Below are 17562 nucleotides of genomic sequence, written 5' to 3' on the forward strand. Positions count from 1 at the left end.
GAGTTCACCTCAACATTCTTTTATCAACTCCACATAATCATTTGGTTTTAGACCGGCTGCGTTTGCTTCATCTGTATCCAAATGACATTCTAACCGAAAATTATTTTTCACTCGTACGACCGTTTCCCCAAAAATAGTAGGTCTATCTCCCACCGTTTTAATGGAGACAACTTGTTGATCCTTTACACCTAATTTTTCTGCATCGTCTGGGTGCATATGGATATGTCTTTTTGCTATAATGACGCTTTGTTTTGCTTCAATGACTCCTTTTGGTCCAATGACGAATACGGAGCCTGCTTCTGTTAAATCTCCAGATTCTTGTACTGGAGCTTGAACACCGATTTTAAAAGAATCTGTCTTAGATATTTCAACTTGAGTTCTTGTACGTACAGGTCCTAACACTCTAACTTTTTCAATACTTCCTCTTCTACCAACAATTGTCACAACCTCTTGAGCAGCAAATTGTCCAGGTTGACTTAACTTCTTTAGCGGTGTTAATTCATAACCTTTTCCAAATAGTCTTTCTACGTCTTCTTGGCAGAGATGGATATGACGGTTGGATATACCGATTGGTATTTGTTTTATATTGCAAGTATCTTCTGTTGTATGAGTATCCTGGTAGTTTAATCTTTTTAAAATATGCTCTGCAATTATAGTAATCTTTTCATCTGATAAACCTTTGAGCTGCATTGCTTTCTTATCCCTCCTATCCAGTATAGTTAACAGCATGTAGCGAAATTTTTTATATTAGTGTCGGAGTTGACCCTGACTTCGGAATCTCACCCATGGAACTAAGCACACTTAAACCAACCTCCTGGGCAGCTAAGAGTGATTGTTTAACAGCACCAGAATCTCCTGTAATAGAAATAATAATTTCGTTGGACCGGGCTGTCCCGTTATTTGGACTTGCGTAAGTAACTACATCCACATTGGCTGTTTTTACTGCTGTATCAGCCATTACCAGCCCAATCGCAGCTGGAGCGCCAACAATTATTCCAAATGATTTTCCTACTAATGCATTAAATCCTTTTTCTAAAGCCATACTTGCTCTAGCAGTATAGTGAAGTTCAATATGCCCTGCGTCAGAGCTGTACACATTGCCAAAATTTTTCTCAACAGCTTCCAGAGTAATTTCAACTGCACGGCGTGCATCTGATACATCTTCAGCTGCAAAAATGATCGTTGCACCATGCCCTGCTCCACCTTTTGTATCTCTGGCCATTTCAATGGAAACAACTTCAGTATTTGTAGCCTTTACAGCTTCATCAGCAGCCATAACATGAGGAGCTCCACCAGTTCGGGCGCTTAAAAAACCAATAGAACGATATTTTTTATCTAATTTCATATATTCATGTAATTGGGGATCTAAATTGGCAATTACTAATCCAACCGTATCCCCCATAGCAGTTCCCACAAATTCAGTAACATGTCGGTGTGGCGCTGACGATTCCTTAGAAGTTCCATTCATTCTACTTTGTGTTTCTCCTAATACTTTTTCTAAAATCTCTTCATTCACTTTTATTCACCTCCATTTGTTAATGAATTAATCATTACTTTTTCAATATCTGTATGTGGACGAGGGATTACGTGAACAGATACAACTTCTCCTATATTTTTAGCTGAGGACGCTCCTGCATCTACAGAGGCTTTTACTGCTCCTACGTCTCCTCGAACCATAACTGTTACTAATCCAGATCCAATCTTTTCATAACCAACCAATTGAACATTTGCCGCTTTTACCATCGCATCAGCAGCCTCAATTAAAGCTACCAATCCTCTCGTTTCTACCATTCCTAATGCTTCTTGTCCCACGAGAAAGCACCTCCTATTAATTTAACTTCATAAACAATATACAATTTAAACGTTTCCATTTATGTGATTTACAGGACCTTCTATATAAATAAATTGATGTCTTTTGTATAACTTTTTTGACATTAAGTAATTTTGTTACATTCTTCACATTTATATAGAAATTTTTGTTTGAAACAAGTACAATAAATGGTAGAAGGCGGTTACAAATACTTTGATTTTTAAAGTTAATTATTGGAATTTTTTCGCATGGAATATTTCATCTCATAGACAAAAGGATATGATAATTTTGCTTAATACAAATGATTTAACTTTAACAGATGTCGTTGATATAGACACATTATCTAATGTACAAAGCAAATTAGCCGATTTAGTCGGTATCTCAGTAGTAACAGCTGATGCGAATGGCAATCCGGTTGGTAGATTCAATAATTTCTCTCCGTTTTGTCAATTGATTCGGTCTTCAAAAATAGGGGCGAAAAAATGTATCGAATGTGATGCTCAGGCTGAACAAAAGGCTTTTGCAACTGGAAAGCCAACTATAAGTGATTGTCACTTGGGTTTAAAAGATTGTTGTGTTCCAATAATTGTAAATAATAAATTGTTAGGTGGCGTTTTAGGCGGGCAGGTGCTAGTCGATGATCAAGAAAATCCTAAAAGCAAATTTGATATCCCGAAACTAGCTAAAGAGCTAGATTTAGAGGAATCCGAATTAGCAGTAGCTATTGATAACCTAGCCGTGGTAGAACCCGAATATTTGCAAGACTGTGTTGATTTCTATGAGGTTTTAGCAAATTACTTTACAGAGATGGGAATAAAATCACTTTTCCAACAACAACTATTAAAAGAAACGCAGGAAAAACTAGATTATGAAAGACGATTAAAATATGCTGAATTAAAAACAGTAGAAGCTCAAATAAATCCACATTTTCTATTTAACACATTAAATTCTATTTCCAGAGTTGCAATGTCTGAAAATGCTCCCTTAACAGAAGAAATGATCTATAATCTTTCTGATCTCATAAGGTATAATTTAAAACAAACAGAAGAATTTCCTTTATTGAAAAACGAAATAAAAAATATTAGACGGTACCTATCTATACAAAAGGTGCGTTATGGGGATCGGTTAAATTATCAAATAGACCTTCCAAATCATTTAGAAGATTTTTGTATTCCGTATATGATTTTGCAACCAATAGTTGAAAATGCAATCATACATGGAATAGAGCCCCTCGCCAAAGGAGGGAGTGTTTACATCTCAGTGAGCAGAAACGAAGAAGACATCTCTATCCTTGTAAAAGATACAGGGGTGGGCTTTAAAAAGCAACAGGCTTTGAAAATCCTAGAAGGAAAAGATGGTTCTTCTGACGGTATAGGTTTCTTAAACTCACATTTACGTTTACGGGATTACTTTGGAGAAAATTACGGATTGCAAATTTTAAACGATGAAACATTTAGTACAGTTATAAAAATTTTCTTCCCTGCTTTCACTGATTATAATCATTATAAAAATAAGGTGATCATATGACTTATAAAATCATGATTGTAGAAGATGAATCTTTGGAAAGAAAGGCTTTGAAAACAATTATCTCCAGAAATTTTCAAACCATAGATATTATAGCTGAAGCAGAGAATGGTAACCAGGCAATTGAGTTTGCTAAAATATATAAACCTGATATGATGCTTTTAGATATCGGTATTCCAGAAATGAATGGTTTAGCAGTTCAAAAAAATATCATTGAGTTCCTCCCTTCTATTCAAACTATTATTATAACGGCTTATTCCAGTTTCACATATGCTCAGGAAGCAATATCGAGTCATGTGAACGATTATTTGTTAAAACCAGTTCGTCCTTCTACACTAGTTAATTCTATTCATAATGCTCTTATGAATATCGGGGAAAAGAAATGCATCCCTTGTGATATACTTCCTGAACAACTTCCTGAAAATCCAATTATCCAACAGGCCATAGCATTAATTAAAAAAAACTATATGAAAGATATTCGACTTGATTGGATTGCTGATAATGTTCATTTAAATCCTCAATATTTGAGCAGGCTCTTTAAACGAACCATGAATGCTAGTTATAGTGAATTTTTAACCTCTATTAGACTCGAAAAAGCAATAGATTTACTATTGAATTCTGACTATCCAATTTATCGAATAGCAAATGAAGTTGGTTTCTCAGATGCTTCCTATTTTTGTAAAGTGTTTGTGCATTACAAAAAAATGAGCCCACATAAATTTCGAACAAGGACAGCGAATAGGAAATAATATTGATAATGGAGCGGATAGTAATATTAACCGCTCCATTATCAATAAACAGCATTCTATCTATATTCAAAGCTAAACATATTCTCGTTGTTTAAAGTGAATACGTACAGTAAAACATTGTTGCACTTTTCAGCTATTTTTGCTTAAAAGGAGCATTTATCGGCTCCCATATGGCGGGTGCAGGCGGGTATGAATTCCGTACGGTCCATGCACATATTCTTGTGGTAAGATGGCTCACTTTATTTTCTTGGGCTGTCTATTATAAAGTATTTACACCTACGAATAAAAAACTGCTGCACTTCATGTTTGGACAGCAATTATTGGCGCCATTGGGTTAACGACAGGCATGTGGAGCTATTATTTGCGTCCCTTCAACTTATACGAAACAATAACGACTATCTCTTTTATTGCCGGAGGTTCCATTTTATTAATCAGCTTTGCTACTTTTCTCTTTTTGAAAACGGAAGATGAGTTATAAAAAGAATGGAGCCTATTCGCTAGTAAACAGGCTCATTCTTCTTTCCTTTTTTGTAAATAATCAACCATACCTAACGCACATATTTGCATATCGACATTTAAAATCACGTAAATCTCATGGTCATCCGGAATCCCTTTTGCCCGTAGATCGACTTTAATCGCAGTTAACAGTCGTTCAGCTAGTTTATCATAGCCAAGGCCTTCTGTATATGCTTTTTCAGCGATATCCATAAATACATCAAGCCATCTAGAAACTTGCTGTAATGCAGCTTTCGGTTGATCGGTCATCCCAAAATGCCCATAATATATCCGATCTACCTGTAAATCATGGAAACGTCCCCATGAATGACGTAACTCATTTGGATCAAATTGGTTTGGTGATGTCGACGGTAAAAAGAAGGAGACACCCTGATCTATTAATAATTGATAGCGCACGCCTGCTGTATCTCCAGTAAACAATCCGTTACTAACCGGATCGTAAATACTGAAATGATGTTTTGCATGTCCTGGTGTGTTAAAAAATTGCAGCTTACAGTCCTCTCCAATTTCCAACATGTCTCCATCTTCTTTTGTAATAAGTCGTTCTTCTGGTATCGGAACAATCGGATCATATAAATCAGAAAAGCTATCTCCATATACAGCGCGTGCTCCAGCAGCTAGTTTACGCGGGTCAGCTAAATGACGTTTCCCTCGAGGATGGACAACTATTTTAGCATTTGGGCAAGATTTCAACAATAATCCAGCGCCACCAGCATGATCAAGGTGAACATGGGTAACGATAATGTATTTAACTACTTCCAATGAAAACCCCAATTGTTCTATCCCTTTTTTGATATGTTTAATCGATGGACTTGGCCCTGGCTCAATAATCGTTAACTGCTCTTCATCAAGAACATACGCCCCTGTACGGTTAGGAATTTCAAAATCAAAGCCATCAATAAGATGAATGCGCTGGTCGAGTCGGATCGGATTTTTCGTCTGCATTTCATAGCCCCCTAAAGAAATAATGATTTTCTCCATCATAGCACAGGATGAGTAACTACATAGCTATTAAAAACAAGATTTTATGATAAAGAATATACAGGTTTAAGCATTTTCCTGTTTAGCAAAACCAGTCTCAACTGGAATGAATCTGATTATGAGGGCTACATGAAGACATGCGGAAATAGAGGAGTTAAAAACTCCAAATCTTTCGAACAAAGGCGCAGGGCGCCCGTTTAGCAACGTAGCGAATGGAACGAATCAACTAAAGATAAAGGAATCATGCCACTAAAAACAGGGGTATACCGACATCGGGCGGCAAGCCCGTTTTTAGTCGGTCTTCCTCTTTTCCACGAACCGATGAGGCCTTATCGTAGGGCGCATTTCTAAAGTCGCATCGTTGCTGGGCTCATGCGCCGGACGTGGCTATTCGGTTATTTCGTTATCCCCAAGCACCTCATTTTATGCTTTCTTATCTTTCTAAAATATACTGCACGTATTTTTCTTGCCGCCCCTTAGATGCTTTCTCTCCCATTTCTCAACTGGTCTAATGCCCTTTCATTCCTTTGTTATGCCTATCCATCCGTTATTGTTCTGTAAATGGTTTGAATTCCTGTGAATAAGCGAGCATTTACGAGTAAATTGAATCTACCTAAGGGAGTTTAAGTGTTTTTAAGTAAATATTTACAAGGTAGATGCCGTTCCGTTCTGCCCTATCTTGAATAAAGTTAATTATGAAAACTACGTCTGTAAACAAGGGGGGTATATTCATGATAATAAAAAAAAGACAAAGCTGCTCTTCTCACTATCGTTATGATGGTTGTAAATGTTGTAGAAAAAAGCCACCAACTCCCAATTGCTGTACATGCAATATTGAAATCAACAATAATTTTTGTTACTGTCCTCCTGTTCCGCCGACACCGCCTCCACCGTCCAACGTCCTAAAAGCGGAGACCTCCCAATACACAGCCATATCGGATGGAGTAAAGACAGTATATACAAACCAAGATAAGGTTCCAGAATACAGTACTTCAGATATTTTAAATCCCAATGATGTATCTTATATCAATCTGTTTATCAATGGAATCTTACAACCTGCTACCATCTATAATGTTCAACCAGGGAGTCTACAACTTCTTGTCGACCAAAGCGACATCCCAAGAAATGGTGTCCCTATTATTTTACAATTCATCAAAATACTTTCAAATTAGCAAAGGAAGAGTGTCTATAAAGTGAATCTTCAATCAGTTTGGGTTTTCCATTCACCCCCCGCTGATTGTTAGTACCGATGACATGACCTAATGACCTCTTACGAAATAGGGTGTTGAAGCGATGTCATCTCTCACTTAGGCTTGTTGCGGTACAGATTATCCAACTCCTGAAGCGGGTGACTTACAGCACCTTATACGGGATAAATTATAGAGAACCATTTTAATAAGAATTCTTCATTTTGGTTTAACGTCGCTTCAAAAAAAATGCAAGAGAATATTGTATGTATCAGGGAGTAACTTCGAGAGTCTTTATTTGCTTCGTTAATAAGACGTTAAAGAAGATACTCCCTAATATAATGATAGGAGGGAAATAAATGGCAATTGTTAAACAATTTATGGGTGCCGAAAGGTTTATTGCAACAATCGGAGATGGGACAGGTACTGGCGCAACGTTTACTATTCCCGCAACAGCTTTTACTGATGATACTGGAGCAGCTGCTACAGCATTTCCAACTGCACCTGCATACTACAACCTGTACCTTAATGGCGTACTTCAAACAGCTGATACTTCAACGCTTACTACGACTGAAGTAACAATTCCAGATGGAGATACACTTAATCCTGGTGTTCCAGTAATTATTGAGTGCGTAGTAAACTAACTTCTTAACGAGACACCGAGACTGTTCCATATGGAGCAGTCTTAATATATGAAGCTTATCGCTATATTATTGGCTGTTAGACCTCCATTTCATTCTACGAAGTATAAGTCTAGAAAAACAAATGCCCGATTTTTTAGATAGCGTAAAGTGAAAATCTGTGCAACTATTTAACAAATCCGTTTTGGGCTAAGAAATCACCGATTCCCTCCAGCAACCCCTTGGCTAGAGGTAAATCTGGATTTGTATACGTAGCCAAATTCTGCTCGCGATCTTTTGGTGCGTCTTTTAATACATGATTCATCTGCTCAAGAATCAACAACTCAGCATCAGCAGCTGCTTCATAGAGGAGGTCAGCTTCCTTTGCAGGAACTTGTAAATCATGCTCTCCTTTTACAATTAATGTTGGAGCTTTTACATCAGCGATCACTGCTGCCGGTTCGTACGTCATCCATGAAATTAAAAATGGCTGTACAGAAGGTCGAAATACAGCTTGCAATTCCGTACTCACTTCGTCTACTGTTTTTCTTTCTGTTAAGCTTTTCAGGATATCTTGACTCTCTTTAAGTAATTTCTTAGGAAGCTGTTCACGTAATTGATCGTATAATCCTTGATCAATCGATCGCCCCAAACCTGCTAGCGATATATATGCATCAATATCCTGTTCCTGAGCAGCGAGCATACCTACTAAAGAACCTTGGCTATGTCCAATGATACCAATCGTTGAGAATCGATCATCTGTTTTTAATTTATCGATAAAAGCAACTGCATCATCTACAAATTGCTCTAAACGCATATCTTCTTCCTTCGTAATGGCTTGACTGTTCTTTTTAACCCCCCGTTTATCATAGCGAATCGTTGCTATTCCTTGTTCAGCTAAACCATCTGCTAACAGCTTCAAACTATTATTCTTGCCAGCCATACCAACCGTATTGCCATCACGATCTGTTTGTCCAGAGCCAGGAATAATCAACAAAACTGGATAAGGTCCTTTTCCTTCTGGTAATTTTACTTCTGCAGACAGCGTTCCATATGCCGTTTCTACTTGGAGAAATTCTCCTTCCGCATCTATTGTCTTTTTGGCTTTCGTTAATTGAAACGGAAAAGCTTGATTATTTTGCTTAAATGTCCCTGCTATTTGATCGGAATCGATTTTGCCTTCAAATGAGATAATTTGATTTTGTATTTTCATCGTAAATAGAAGCTCATTTTCTCCCTTCTGCTCAACAGTAGATAACGGATAATCACTTAATCCTTGCATGGGAATACTCATTGTTCCCGATAATTCACCGTCTTTCTTTTGCAACGTTACTTCCAATCCTAATGGCTGATTCGGAATGTCAATTTTCCCTTCATAATATCCAATAGCATCAGTGGTAGCTTCCTTTTCCTTGGACGTTTCGTCTACGGACTTACATGCTGCCACTGTTAGAACGAACACACAGAGAAGGAGAAGCGTGCATACCTTTTTCATGTAAACCACCTTCTTGTTTTTATATATAGAAAAGCTTTCACTTTTAACGAACTCTTATAAAGTAAATACTATTATACTTTACTATATACGGGATAAAATAAATCTCACTCTATGTTCGCAGCACCACTTATAAAAATAACGACACAAGCCAAGGCGCTGCATACAAGGTCATAAACTGTACGCCATAATTAACTCCTTTACGATGCAGGAAACCAGCGACGAGTGCCACAACGATTACTCCGGCAATATTAACAATACCAGCATCCATATATGCAAGCATTATCACAAGACCAAAGAACACACCAAGCATAGCTTCATGCGGTATAAACCGAAAAACAAACGCGCATATTTGCTGTGCATACTTAATCGTAATGTAGAACGTTATGCTAATGGCAATAATCGAACCAATTAGCGTCGCGACAATAAAGTCAGACATGGAAAGCAGATGATGAATATTGTTTTCTTCTGTAAATACTGGCGGAGCGTTAAATAGTGGCCCCGCTGGACCGATTGCTGTAGGTGATAAAGGTAAACCGATAGCAATAAGCGGTATAAGCGTCCCTGATAAGTAAGCTGCATTCGTTAATCCGTCCATACTGGAAATCGCTCGAGCTGCCTTCTTTACCGGATCTTTGATTCGACTTGTTAATGTTTCCCCAAGAAAAATCGTCATTCCGACTGGACTCATAAAAAAGGTTAGTACCCCTAACACTGATGCTAGGGAAGTAGTGCCAATTTCTTTTCGGTTAAGGATCTTAAATGGATTCGGGAACCCCTTTGTTTTTGCAGTCCGTCGCATCGCGATATCCTTTTTACCATAGCGGGGAAGGCTACGCCTGATTCTGCCATTAAGCAATTCTGCCAACTTTAAAATCACCGGTCCAATTGTAATTCCTAAAAAGAACGATGTAAACACCGTTTGATCTTCAGGAACAATACCTGTCTCCCAATAAAACATGCGTAAGCCTTGAATAAGAAACGCAAATGGCACAATGGAAAGCAACGCAATCCAGCGGTTCTTTGTCATAAGTGCTAAAAAAATAGCACCACCAAGGAAAATTTGGCTGGCATATTGCGTAATTTCATCTGATAAAGGAGCAATTAAATTGGCCATTAACAAACTCATGGGTACAGCAATAATCGTACCGATGACTGAACCAGAAGCCATCTTCCGAATACTAATTTCAGGCATACCATGTTTTTTAAGGACCATCGCATGCTCAACCATCGGAGCTGACATGACCCCACCAGGGATTCCTGCGATCGCAACAGGGATAGAGTCGGTTAGTTTTTTAGCAACAATTGCTGATATAAAAAAAGCTAAAATAACTATAGGCTCAAAACCTGATAGTACCAGTACTAACGTAACCGGCGCTAAGACAGCGGTTTCATCTGTTCCGGGGGCGATACCGATAATGGTATACAAAATAGCACCAATAACGGAAGCAGCTATCAATTGCAAAATTAACACAGGATCCATTGCCTATTTCCCCTCCTCATCAACATAACGAAAGCTTCGTTTTGGTTTAATCAGCAAACTACAAATAATAAATCCAACTAAAGCACCAATTAAGCCAAATATGAGCGGTTTTGGTGGGTCATTAGGCGCTATCAAATAAGCACCTAGCGTTGTGATAGTTGAAATAATAATCGCTAGAACGAGATCTTTAATATGTACCAGGTCTTCCCAAACCTCAATATTTTCCTCTTTCTCTTTGTGATCATACCTTTGTTCCATATCGTTTCCCCTTTACAATTAAACATGACATCTGAACCTTAATTATACAATGTACAGACTGATTCTTAAAGTTGCATATATGATGGAGTTTAGTCGAAGTTCACACCGTTTACGCTGATGTTCACAAGAAATTAGCCGAAGTTCGCAATTTCCGTAGTTCGTCCGGAAGCTTTTAGAACAAACATTTGCCCACCCCTCATAAATATGAACCCCAATAATGCCCTAAGGAACAAAACAAAGCACTATTTTAACATAACAAAGAGGTTGTCACGGGCAACCTCTTTGTTAATATAATAACCGATTATTGTCATCTACTTCTATGATATGCGCAGGTTTCCGCTCTTCTCCCAAACGATAACTGCCATCTCCATTGCAGATGGTGCATTGGTATTCCAACCTTCATCATCGGCGAGTAACCCAGTACCATCACATATTTTACAGCGCTCTGACTTTTCCTCTATTCTCTTACCTCCTCATGCATTTCTGTCCTACACTTGCCGTTCTTTAACCCAGTTGATAATACCTCGCCGCACTTTGTAAAAACAAATGATCATCCGGATTTTTATTATCTTCTTGGATTAAGTTATGATCAACATATTGATCAGAAGCTTCCGTTTTTGTTCGTTCTAATTCCAACATTACTAATGTACTAGTCGCATCTTGTGTAAGCGTTTGATCCATTTTCAAACCAATCTCTTCACCTGTTGTATGACTCCGGTTACGAGATGTTCTTTAATTAACTTTTGCGTTAAATTACGTGCCAATGTATAACCTCCTTGTTATTTTCACCAAAACATCCTCCCACAGCGGTTTACTTAAAACGTATGAATTAAAGTGAATCTTCTATCGGTGGGGATTTTCATTCATCCCCTACTGATTGTTAGAGGAACGAATTGAGCATTTAGGCGCTGTTATCTCCCACTTAGACTTTTAGTACAAATTATCCAACTCCTGAAGCGAGAGTCTTACAGCACCTTATATAGGGAATAAATCACGTCTCCTAATAACTTTATAAATAGTTATACTCTTTTTAGGGAAACATAACTCATGCCCGCTTAGGTCAAAAAATATCACAAGCGCAAGCTGCATGTTTCAAGCTTTAATTAGCGTAATGTAGACGCTGGAAAAAAACAGCATCCACTATAATTTAAATGGAGGTGAAACAATGGGACGAGATGAACATCGAAAGTCTAAAAACAGCTTTATGGCACAGACACCAGCAAATCAAAAATCAGATGGGGTCGATGTAGAATTTGCACAAGAGGCTGCAGATCATGCTGATTTAGAAGCTCAAGAACGAGCACGACAAGCTGACAAACGAGCTAAACGAAAGTAATATGAACAAAGGCGCGGGGCGCCCGTTTAGCAACGTAGCGAATGGAACGAATCAACTAAAGATAAAGGAATCATGCCACTAAAAACAGGGGTATGCCTACGCCTGAGCGGCAAGCCCGTTTTTAGTCGGCCTTCCTCTTTGTGACGAACCGATGATGACTTATTGTAGGGCGCATTTCTAAAGTCGCATCGTTGCTGGCGCTTGCGCCGGACGTGACTATTCGGTTATTTCATTATCCCTAAGTTTATACTTTCTTATTCTTGGACCAAACACTTCCTGTCTTTTAAAACAGGAGCAAACCGTGTTAAATTCGTTATTAAACTTCCAATTTTAGCAGTTTTTAATTAGTAAGCAAGGTGCCGTAAGATTCCCACTTCAAGAGTTAAGGAAGTTATCAAAGAGGTCTAAGTGGGAGATAACGACACTCTTACAATCCCTAATTGTTTGGGAGGTGCCTTTAAATAATAGGCAATGGAGCGCAAGAGGTGTTGCAACAGGACAAGAAAAGCTTCATAAGCAATATAACACAAAAAAACGGTTTTCTTTTCAAGCACACGGAAAGAGCCACTTTGAATAGACATGGTACGCAGAAAAAAGTGGTCTTCTTTTCAAGCCCATGAAAGCCACTTTAGCGAGTAATGCAAATGTGTCTTTCTTTGCAAGAGTTTTTGAGATCCTGGTCTTTGATCTTTTATCACTAGGAGGAACCCTCTTTAATAAAGTTTCACTTTATTAGTTGTATTGCACTGATAAGAAAGCAATTCTTCTTCTGTTGTTAACTAAAATTTTTAAAAGGCGATCGTACACATATAGGCATTTTTATCTATTATTTATAAATGGATACGCCTACATACCCACTTTCATTGCTTATAGAGCCATGCCTTTGTACAATAGAATTATCATAAAACAAAGTGAGGAATACAAATCATGAGCAAGAAAAATGTCGACGATTATCTCACAGAAGGAATGTATGGAACAAGACTTCCTAAAGATCATGAACGAAAACAATTTTTAGGCACGCTACGTGAACGAATTGTGCTGGCACTTACCAAAGGACAAGTGATGTCCAATAAAGGATTAGAGCAACTTGAAGAAGCGATGAAAGAGAATCCTGAGGCTAAGTTAATTATTAATGGGCATGTTTCTAATCGCTTTTTAAAAGAAGAGAAAAAAATTGCCGATAAATACAACATCCCTCATTCCACCATTACCAATCAGGAAGCAGAAGATACGGACATTGGGGCGGTATTAACGTATGACTATGCGATTGATAAGGAAGAAATTTTTATTAAAGAAGAACCAGAACAACCTGATGCTAAGCAAGAAACAGAAACAGAGGATCCATCTTTTTTCTCTAAAATAAAAAGTTGGTTTGATTAAAGCCCCTCCATTCGTGGGAATCCCAGCTTGTAGAGAGAGGTTGGGGCATAAAAAATACTATATAGCAAAAGCCGAACAATTATAAATGGATTGTCCGACTTATTTGTATGAAAAAACTCAACATCGCTATGTCAAAATACCTCGCTTCCGCAGGTAACCTCAGCTTCCTGGAAATCAAAAATCGCTATCCTGCGTGATCTTCAGCCTGTGCTATTCACGCAGGAACCTACATAGTTTTGACTACGCTGCGTATACACATGGTCGGTTTACCGTTCATTTTTTCATCCGTTGTTTTAGTTATGACCCAGCCTCATTCTACAACTATTTTCATTTCCCCGCTCCATGATCGGCACGAACTGTTTTGTAAAAGGAAGCAGCCATTAATAATATAACAATAGAAAAAGGTAATGCAGCAATAATAAGCATATTTTGCAATCCTTGTGTACCGCCAAAATAAACAATAATCGTTGCCAAAGCCGCCTGCATCACTCCCCACATAATTTTCACCGAATTATGCGGGTTCAACGTCCCATTGGTGCTTAACATCCCTAACACAAAGGTAGCCGAATCAGCAGAAGTAATAAAGAATATCGCCACCACAAAAAGCGTAATGATGGACATTACAAAACCTAGTGGGTATTCTGCTAGCACCCCAAAAGTAGACGTTTCAAGTGAGAACTCGGAAATCTTTGCAATTCCATTTTGTTCTAAGTTTAATGCCGAAACTCCAAAAACAGCAAAAAATATGAAACAAATAATTGACGGTACTGCTAATACACCTAACATAAATTCTTTTACTGTTCTTCCTTTAGAAATTCGGGCAATAAAAATACCGACAAATGGAGCCCATGAAATCCACCAGGCCCAGTAGAAAATCGTCCAGTTATTAATCCATGTTCGTTTGTTCTCATCTTGAGGTGCCAAACGTAAACTCATATCAAAAAAATCGGACACATAACTTCCTAATGTATGGGTGAACATATTCAAAATGTCAAGCGTTGGACCAGCAATAAATAACATTAGTAATAACACAACCGCTAATCCCATATTCGCATTACTCAAATATTTAATTCCTCTTCCAACTCCCGACCATGATGAAGCGATAAACATAACGGTTGCTGTCCCTAAAATGAGCAGTTGCATCCAAAAGGTGTCAGGAGTATCAAATAAAAATGCCATCCCTCCGTTAATTTGCGCTGATCCAAATCCTAGTGTTGCAGCAACACCAATTACCGTAGCAAAAACAGATAACACATCGATAATCTTGCCAGACAAACCACGCATGCTTTTTTCTCCAAAAATCGGCATTAAGGTTACGCTTATAAGACCTGGCTGATCTTTGTGAAATTTAAAATAAGCCAAAACTAATGCCACAATGCCATATACAGCCCATGCATGAATTCCCCAATGGAAAAATGTATACTTTAAACTCTCTCTGATCGCTTCGTCCGAACCCGGTTCTGCTCCAGGTGTACTCGTAAATGCATGAGAGATTGGCTCTGCTGTTGTCCAGAACACGAGACCCATCCCCATTCCAGCACTAAATAACATCGCAAACCACGATGGCAAGCTGAATTCAGGATCGTCTTTTTCTTTTCCTAGTTTAATATTTCCATATCGAGATAATATTAAATAAATACAAAACGCCAATATAACCATAACAGCTAGTAAATAATACCAACCAAAATAATCGGATACCGCAGTCGTTACTTTTGCTGTAAAACTTTCCAACCCAATTGGAGCTACGGAACCCCAAATTACCACTGCAATACAAATTACCAGAGAATACCAGAACACACTCGTGACACTTTTCATCCACTCACCTCTTCAACAATTTACGAGCTTATAACTTTACTAGCTTAATTTATACCCCATTTAGCAGTGATTGAAACAACCATTAAACTTATTTTGTGCGTTGCCACATAATATAAGAGGCTTTAATCAGTGGAGATTTTCTATTATCTCCACTTAGTTAGAATCGCAAAGTCATGGCCTAAGGGACTTTGAACAGAGTCGGGCATTTGACTTGCAAGTTGGAACCTCCACTTAACCTCTTCGTATTCATTTTCTAAAATTAAAAGGAGGTCTTACTACTAGTTACATGCGGGATAGATTATATCGTTTTAAACATAAAAGATGGAATCTTATGCAAATCTATATTAGTTTTTTATGGATGCTTTGGCATAATAAATGGGAGGCAGAAAAGAGGCTTCTAAAATAGTCAATGTAAATCAGAATGATCATTCAGGCGAATAGGTAGTCCAAGGAATGAGAAAACATTGTCAATTATATTGACAGTAAAGAGAGGTTACAATACGCTTGTTTGCTACTCACAACGACCGGACGATACGGTTTGCAACCAGAGCAGATTATGTTTACGCTGGGAAAAGAAAGACATTCGCTGTTGTAGGAGATAACCATTTTGAAGTTAGAACGTAGTTTATACGTGCAGATGTTTTCAGTTTATGCGCTTTTCTAAAATTTATTGGAAACTTACTTCATAATACAGTGTTTTGAGCATATTTACAGCCCCCGAAAAAGTCTCCCTCTTCAAGTAACCTGTAAGGGCAATAAGTGGTGAGCATTGTCATTCAGAAAAATAAAGAATATACCACCCCGAAAATATGTAAAAGCAATAAAAAGAAAATTAATGATGGAAGGCAATTTAAATGAATTTAAAGTAATGAAACATATCATGAACGAGATTGCAATTGCCGACTTAGTAACTTTTATTGCGCTCACTATTATCACATTACAACAAATCGAGGTCACGACAATGCAAGTTTGGAAGGGTATGTCGGCTAACATTTTCATTAAAATATTTTGTGGAAGCGTCTCTTGTTTTTCAGATCAAACAGTGGAAACATGAAAGCAGCTCTAACCCTTCTTTCCTATTCTATTTACCGTTTTCTCTCTAGGCAGGATGGTTATTCTAGCCATATTTTCTCTCGTACTTACCATTGTTTTATTTAGTGTCCTCTATGTTTTATTTTGATTAGTGGTATGTGAATCGTTGCTCTGTTAAATGCAACCATAAAACGAAGCTTTATTAAAGAATTGTTTTAATAGTTTATCATGACCATTCTTATTGGGTCTTTAACCTTAACTACGCCAATTTCATATAGCAATTGCTAGCACGCTGTCATTAGATTGGGAAGCTGTGGATGCTGTAGTAGGCTTTTTTTATCAACGAACTTTTGTTTGGTTTGGCAGATGTCGGACAATGGGAATGGAGGAATCCACCCCCAGTCCGGAGGCAAATTCTCTTCATTTACTTATTAGCTTATTGTCACTTCTACTTCCTTGAAGGTGGTGATTTCTCCTTCATTTACTACCTAGCATATCAAAAACAGCTTCAAATTCAGCCTTACTTTTATCAATCATAGAGTCGAGGTTAGCTTCTAGTTCATCTAATTGATTTGTATCAAATGGTTCACTTCGATCATTCTCATACTTCTTATCTACATTCATAAACAAATAGGTCATGATCATTTGCAGTATATTGTTTTCTAAATACACGAAGCTTCGATTGTCAACTTGTAATTCCTGACTCAATTTCTCCATGTGATTCTTTACAAATAGATGCATGGATTGTTTAAATAACCTCTCCATTTCCTCATCCTTCATCGTCATTTTCCTCCTTTACATTTCCACTGACACTGATTTGGTTTACTGCACTAATTCCCTCTTTTATTTCATCTCCGTATATAAACCCGGTTACATAACCTGCATATGACTTATTAGCCTCCCATTTTAATTGGAAATTTTGAAATGTGAGCGTTTCTTGAGGTTCCAATATTTGTTGATTGTTTGGCTTAAGCCAAAATTCCTGACGATTTTCCGCTTCATTAAATCTTAACCAAGCATTTGCTAGCTTCATTTTTTGTTGGGTATCTGGATAGAAATATTTACCAGAAAAATCAAACACATCTTCGGAGCTTAGCTTTATACAAATGTATGGATGATGTAACGGCTTAAAACCAAAATTTGTTATGTGGTACGAGCCAATAATAAAGTTTTCACCCTCTAATTCGTGATTGAGATGAAGCGAGTATGTAAAATAGCTGACGATTTGAAATTGCTGAGACTTCATTTCCGTTGCTACTATTTTTAATTCTTTTAAATACGTGTCATTCATTTTCTGCAATTGGAGCAATTTCTTTTGGATGTTTTTCATTTTTTCCAATTTATGAACCTCCTATAAAGTGAAACTTCGATCAGTAGGA

At 37.7% G+C, this 17562-nt stretch carries 17 protein-coding genes and 1 pseudogene; 7 read left to right on the forward strand and 11 right to left on the reverse strand.

The features are described 5' to 3' along the window. Positions 1–9: 9 nt before the first annotated feature. Genes pduL through KBP50_RS15795 form a run of 3 tightly spaced genes read right to left on the reverse strand, consistent with a single transcriptional unit; the run spans position 10 to position 1791 of the window. On the reverse strand, positions 10–690 hold the full coding sequence (gene pduL, locus KBP50_RS15785) for a phosphate propanoyltransferase (protein ID WP_082240905.1): 681 nt from the start codon (positions 688–690) through the stop codon (positions 10–12). A 52-nt stretch (positions 691–742) separates the two neighbouring features. Then, positions 743–1468, reverse strand: a complete 726-nt coding sequence (gene pduB / locus KBP50_RS15790; protein WP_077303456.1) for a propanediol utilization microcompartment protein PduB — start codon at positions 1466–1468, stop codon at positions 743–745. 50 nt (positions 1469–1518) lie between these two features. Beyond that, on the reverse strand, positions 1519–1791 hold the full coding sequence (locus tag KBP50_RS15795; RefSeq protein ID WP_198035054.1) for a BMC domain-containing protein: 273 nt from the start codon (positions 1789–1791) through the stop codon (positions 1519–1521). A gap of 232 nt (positions 1792–2023) precedes the next feature. Here KBP50_RS15795 and KBP50_RS15800 point away from each other — a divergent pair, with 232 nt between their 5' ends. Both KBP50_RS15800 and KBP50_RS15805 read left to right on the forward strand, forming a co-directional pair. Next, complete coding sequence (locus tag KBP50_RS15800) at positions 2024–3337, forward strand: sensor histidine kinase (RefSeq protein WP_050351412.1); 1314 nt, start codon at positions 2024–2026, stop codon at positions 3335–3337. Then, positions 3334–4083, forward strand: a complete 750-nt coding sequence (locus KBP50_RS15805; RefSeq protein ID WP_050351413.1) for a response regulator transcription factor — start codon at positions 3334–3336, stop codon at positions 4081–4083. The genes KBP50_RS15800 and KBP50_RS15805 overlap by 4 nt, the downstream gene beginning before the upstream one ends. 510 nt (positions 4084–4593) lie before the next feature. Here the strand turns inward: KBP50_RS15805 and KBP50_RS15810 are convergent. Continuing rightward, on the reverse strand, positions 4594–5544 hold the full coding sequence (locus tag KBP50_RS15810; RefSeq protein ID WP_050351414.1) for an MBL fold metallo-hydrolase: 951 nt from the start codon (positions 5542–5544) through the stop codon (positions 4594–4596). Positions 5545–6311: 767 nt separating this feature from the next. Here KBP50_RS15810 and KBP50_RS15815 point away from each other — a divergent pair. Together KBP50_RS15815 and KBP50_RS15820 are read left to right on the forward strand one after the other, a co-directional pair. Next, positions 6312–6752: a DUF4183 domain-containing protein gene (locus KBP50_RS15815; protein ID WP_050351415.1), complete on the forward strand. Its 441-nt coding sequence runs from the start codon at positions 6312–6314 to the stop codon at positions 6750–6752. Positions 6753–7126: 374 nt separating this feature from the next. Continuing rightward, positions 7127–7411 (forward strand): DUF4183 domain-containing protein, encoded by a 285-nt coding sequence (locus KBP50_RS15820; protein ID WP_050351416.1) that lies wholly within the window; start codon positions 7127–7129, stop codon positions 7409–7411. A 163-nt stretch (positions 7412–7574) separates the two neighbouring features. Here KBP50_RS15820 and KBP50_RS15825 read toward each other — a convergent pair whose 3' ends face one another. The 4 genes and pseudogenes from KBP50_RS15825 to KBP50_RS15840 form a co-directional block, all read right to left on the reverse strand. Then, a complete protein-coding gene (locus KBP50_RS15825) occupies positions 7575–8882 on the reverse strand; it encodes an alpha/beta hydrolase family protein (RefSeq protein ID WP_050351417.1) in 1308 nt (435 codons plus the stop codon). 127 nt (positions 8883–9009) lie between these two features. Next, positions 9010–10362, reverse strand: a complete 1353-nt coding sequence (locus KBP50_RS15830) for a tripartite tricarboxylate transporter permease (RefSeq protein WP_050351418.1) — start codon at positions 10360–10362, stop codon at positions 9010–9012. Between the two features lie 3 nt (positions 10363–10365). After that, complete coding sequence (locus KBP50_RS15835) at positions 10366–10620, reverse strand: hypothetical protein (protein WP_050351419.1); 255 nt, start codon at positions 10618–10620, stop codon at positions 10366–10368. A 510-nt stretch (positions 10621–11130) separates the two neighbouring features. Then, a pseudogene (locus tag KBP50_RS15840) lies at positions 11131–11384 on the reverse strand (aconitate hydratase); the annotation flags it as partial. Between the two features lie 401 nt (positions 11385–11785). Here KBP50_RS15840 and KBP50_RS15845 point away from each other — a divergent pair. Continuing rightward, entirely contained in the window at positions 11786–11956 is a 171-nt protein-coding gene (locus KBP50_RS15845; protein ID WP_072741800.1) for a YfhD family protein, read from the forward strand. 927 nt (positions 11957–12883) lie between these two features. Further along, entirely contained in the window at positions 12884–13336 is a 453-nt protein-coding gene (locus KBP50_RS15850) for a YueI family protein (RefSeq protein ID WP_050351421.1), read from the forward strand. A gap of 327 nt (positions 13337–13663) precedes the next feature. Here the strand turns inward: KBP50_RS15850 and KBP50_RS15855 are convergent, their stop codons facing one another. Continuing rightward, a complete protein-coding gene (locus KBP50_RS15855; RefSeq protein WP_050351422.1) occupies positions 13664–15151 on the reverse strand; it encodes a BCCT family transporter in 1488 nt (495 codons plus the stop codon). Between the two features lie 769 nt (positions 15152–15920). Between KBP50_RS15855 and KBP50_RS15860 the strand changes: the two genes are divergently transcribed. After that, on the forward strand, positions 15921–16205 hold the full coding sequence (locus tag KBP50_RS15860; RefSeq protein ID WP_050351423.1) for a hypothetical protein: 285 nt from the start codon (positions 15921–15923) through the stop codon (positions 16203–16205). Between the two features lie 455 nt (positions 16206–16660). Here the strand turns inward: KBP50_RS15860 and KBP50_RS15865 are convergent, their stop codons facing one another. Next, positions 16661–16963 (reverse strand): hypothetical protein, encoded by a 303-nt coding sequence (locus tag KBP50_RS15865; protein WP_050351424.1) that lies wholly within the window; start codon positions 16961–16963, stop codon positions 16661–16663. After that, positions 16953–17522, reverse strand: coding sequence for a hypothetical protein (locus KBP50_RS15870; RefSeq protein ID WP_050351425.1), 570 nt, complete (start codon positions 17520–17522; stop codon positions 16953–16955). The genes KBP50_RS15865 and KBP50_RS15870 overlap by 11 nt, the downstream gene beginning before the upstream one ends. Between the last annotated feature and the right edge of the window lie 40 nt (positions 17523–17562).

Source organism: Virgibacillus pantothenticus, from assembly GCF_018075365.1.
Taxonomy (GTDB): Bacteria; Bacillota; Bacilli; order Bacillales; family Amphibacillaceae; genus Virgibacillus; species Virgibacillus pantothenticus.

Coding starts and splice junctions, on each gene's coding strand:
- KBP50_RS15865 (WP_050351424.1), bottom strand. CDS start 16,963: ATGAAGGATGAGGAAATGGAGAGGTTATTTAAACAATCCATGCATCTA.
- KBP50_RS15810 (WP_050351414.1), bottom strand. CDS start 5,544: ATGCAGACGAAAAATCCGATCCGACTCGACCAGCGCATTCATCTTATT.
- KBP50_RS15805 (WP_050351413.1), top strand. CDS start 3,334: ATGACTTATAAAATCATGATTGTAGAAGATGAATCTTTGGAAAGAAAG.
- KBP50_RS15850 (WP_050351421.1), top strand. CDS start 12,884: ATGAGCAAGAAAAATGTCGACGATTATCTCACAGAAGGAATGTATGGA.
- KBP50_RS15845 (WP_072741800.1), top strand. CDS start 11,786: ATGGGACGAGATGAACATCGAAAGTCTAAAAACAGCTTTATGGCACAG.
- KBP50_RS15825 (WP_050351417.1), bottom strand. CDS start 8,882: ATGAAAAAGGTATGCACGCTTCTCCTTCTCTGTGTGTTCGTTCTAACA.
- pduB (WP_077303456.1), bottom strand. CDS start 1,468: ATGAATGGAACTTCTAAGGAATCGTCAGCGCCACACCGACATGTTACT.
- KBP50_RS15820 (WP_050351416.1), top strand. CDS start 7,127: ATGGCAATTGTTAAACAATTTATGGGTGCCGAAAGGTTTATTGCAACA.
- KBP50_RS15830 (WP_050351418.1), bottom strand. CDS start 10,362: ATGGATCCTGTGTTAATTTTGCAATTGATAGCTGCTTCCGTTATTGGT.
- KBP50_RS15835 (WP_050351419.1), bottom strand. CDS start 10,620: ATGGAACAAAGGTATGATCACAAAGAGAAAGAGGAAAATATTGAGGTT.
- KBP50_RS15795 (WP_198035054.1), bottom strand. CDS start 1,791: ATGGTAGAAACGAGAGGATTGGTAGCTTTAATTGAGGCTGCTGATGCG.
- KBP50_RS15855 (WP_050351422.1), bottom strand. CDS start 15,151: ATGAAAAGTGTCACGAGTGTGTTCTGGTATTCTCTGGTAATTTGTATT.
- KBP50_RS15815 (WP_050351415.1), top strand. CDS start 6,312: ATGATAATAAAAAAAAGACAAAGCTGCTCTTCTCACTATCGTTATGAT.
- pduL (WP_082240905.1), bottom strand. CDS start 690: ATGCAGCTCAAAGGTTTATCAGATGAAAAGATTACTATAATTGCAGAG.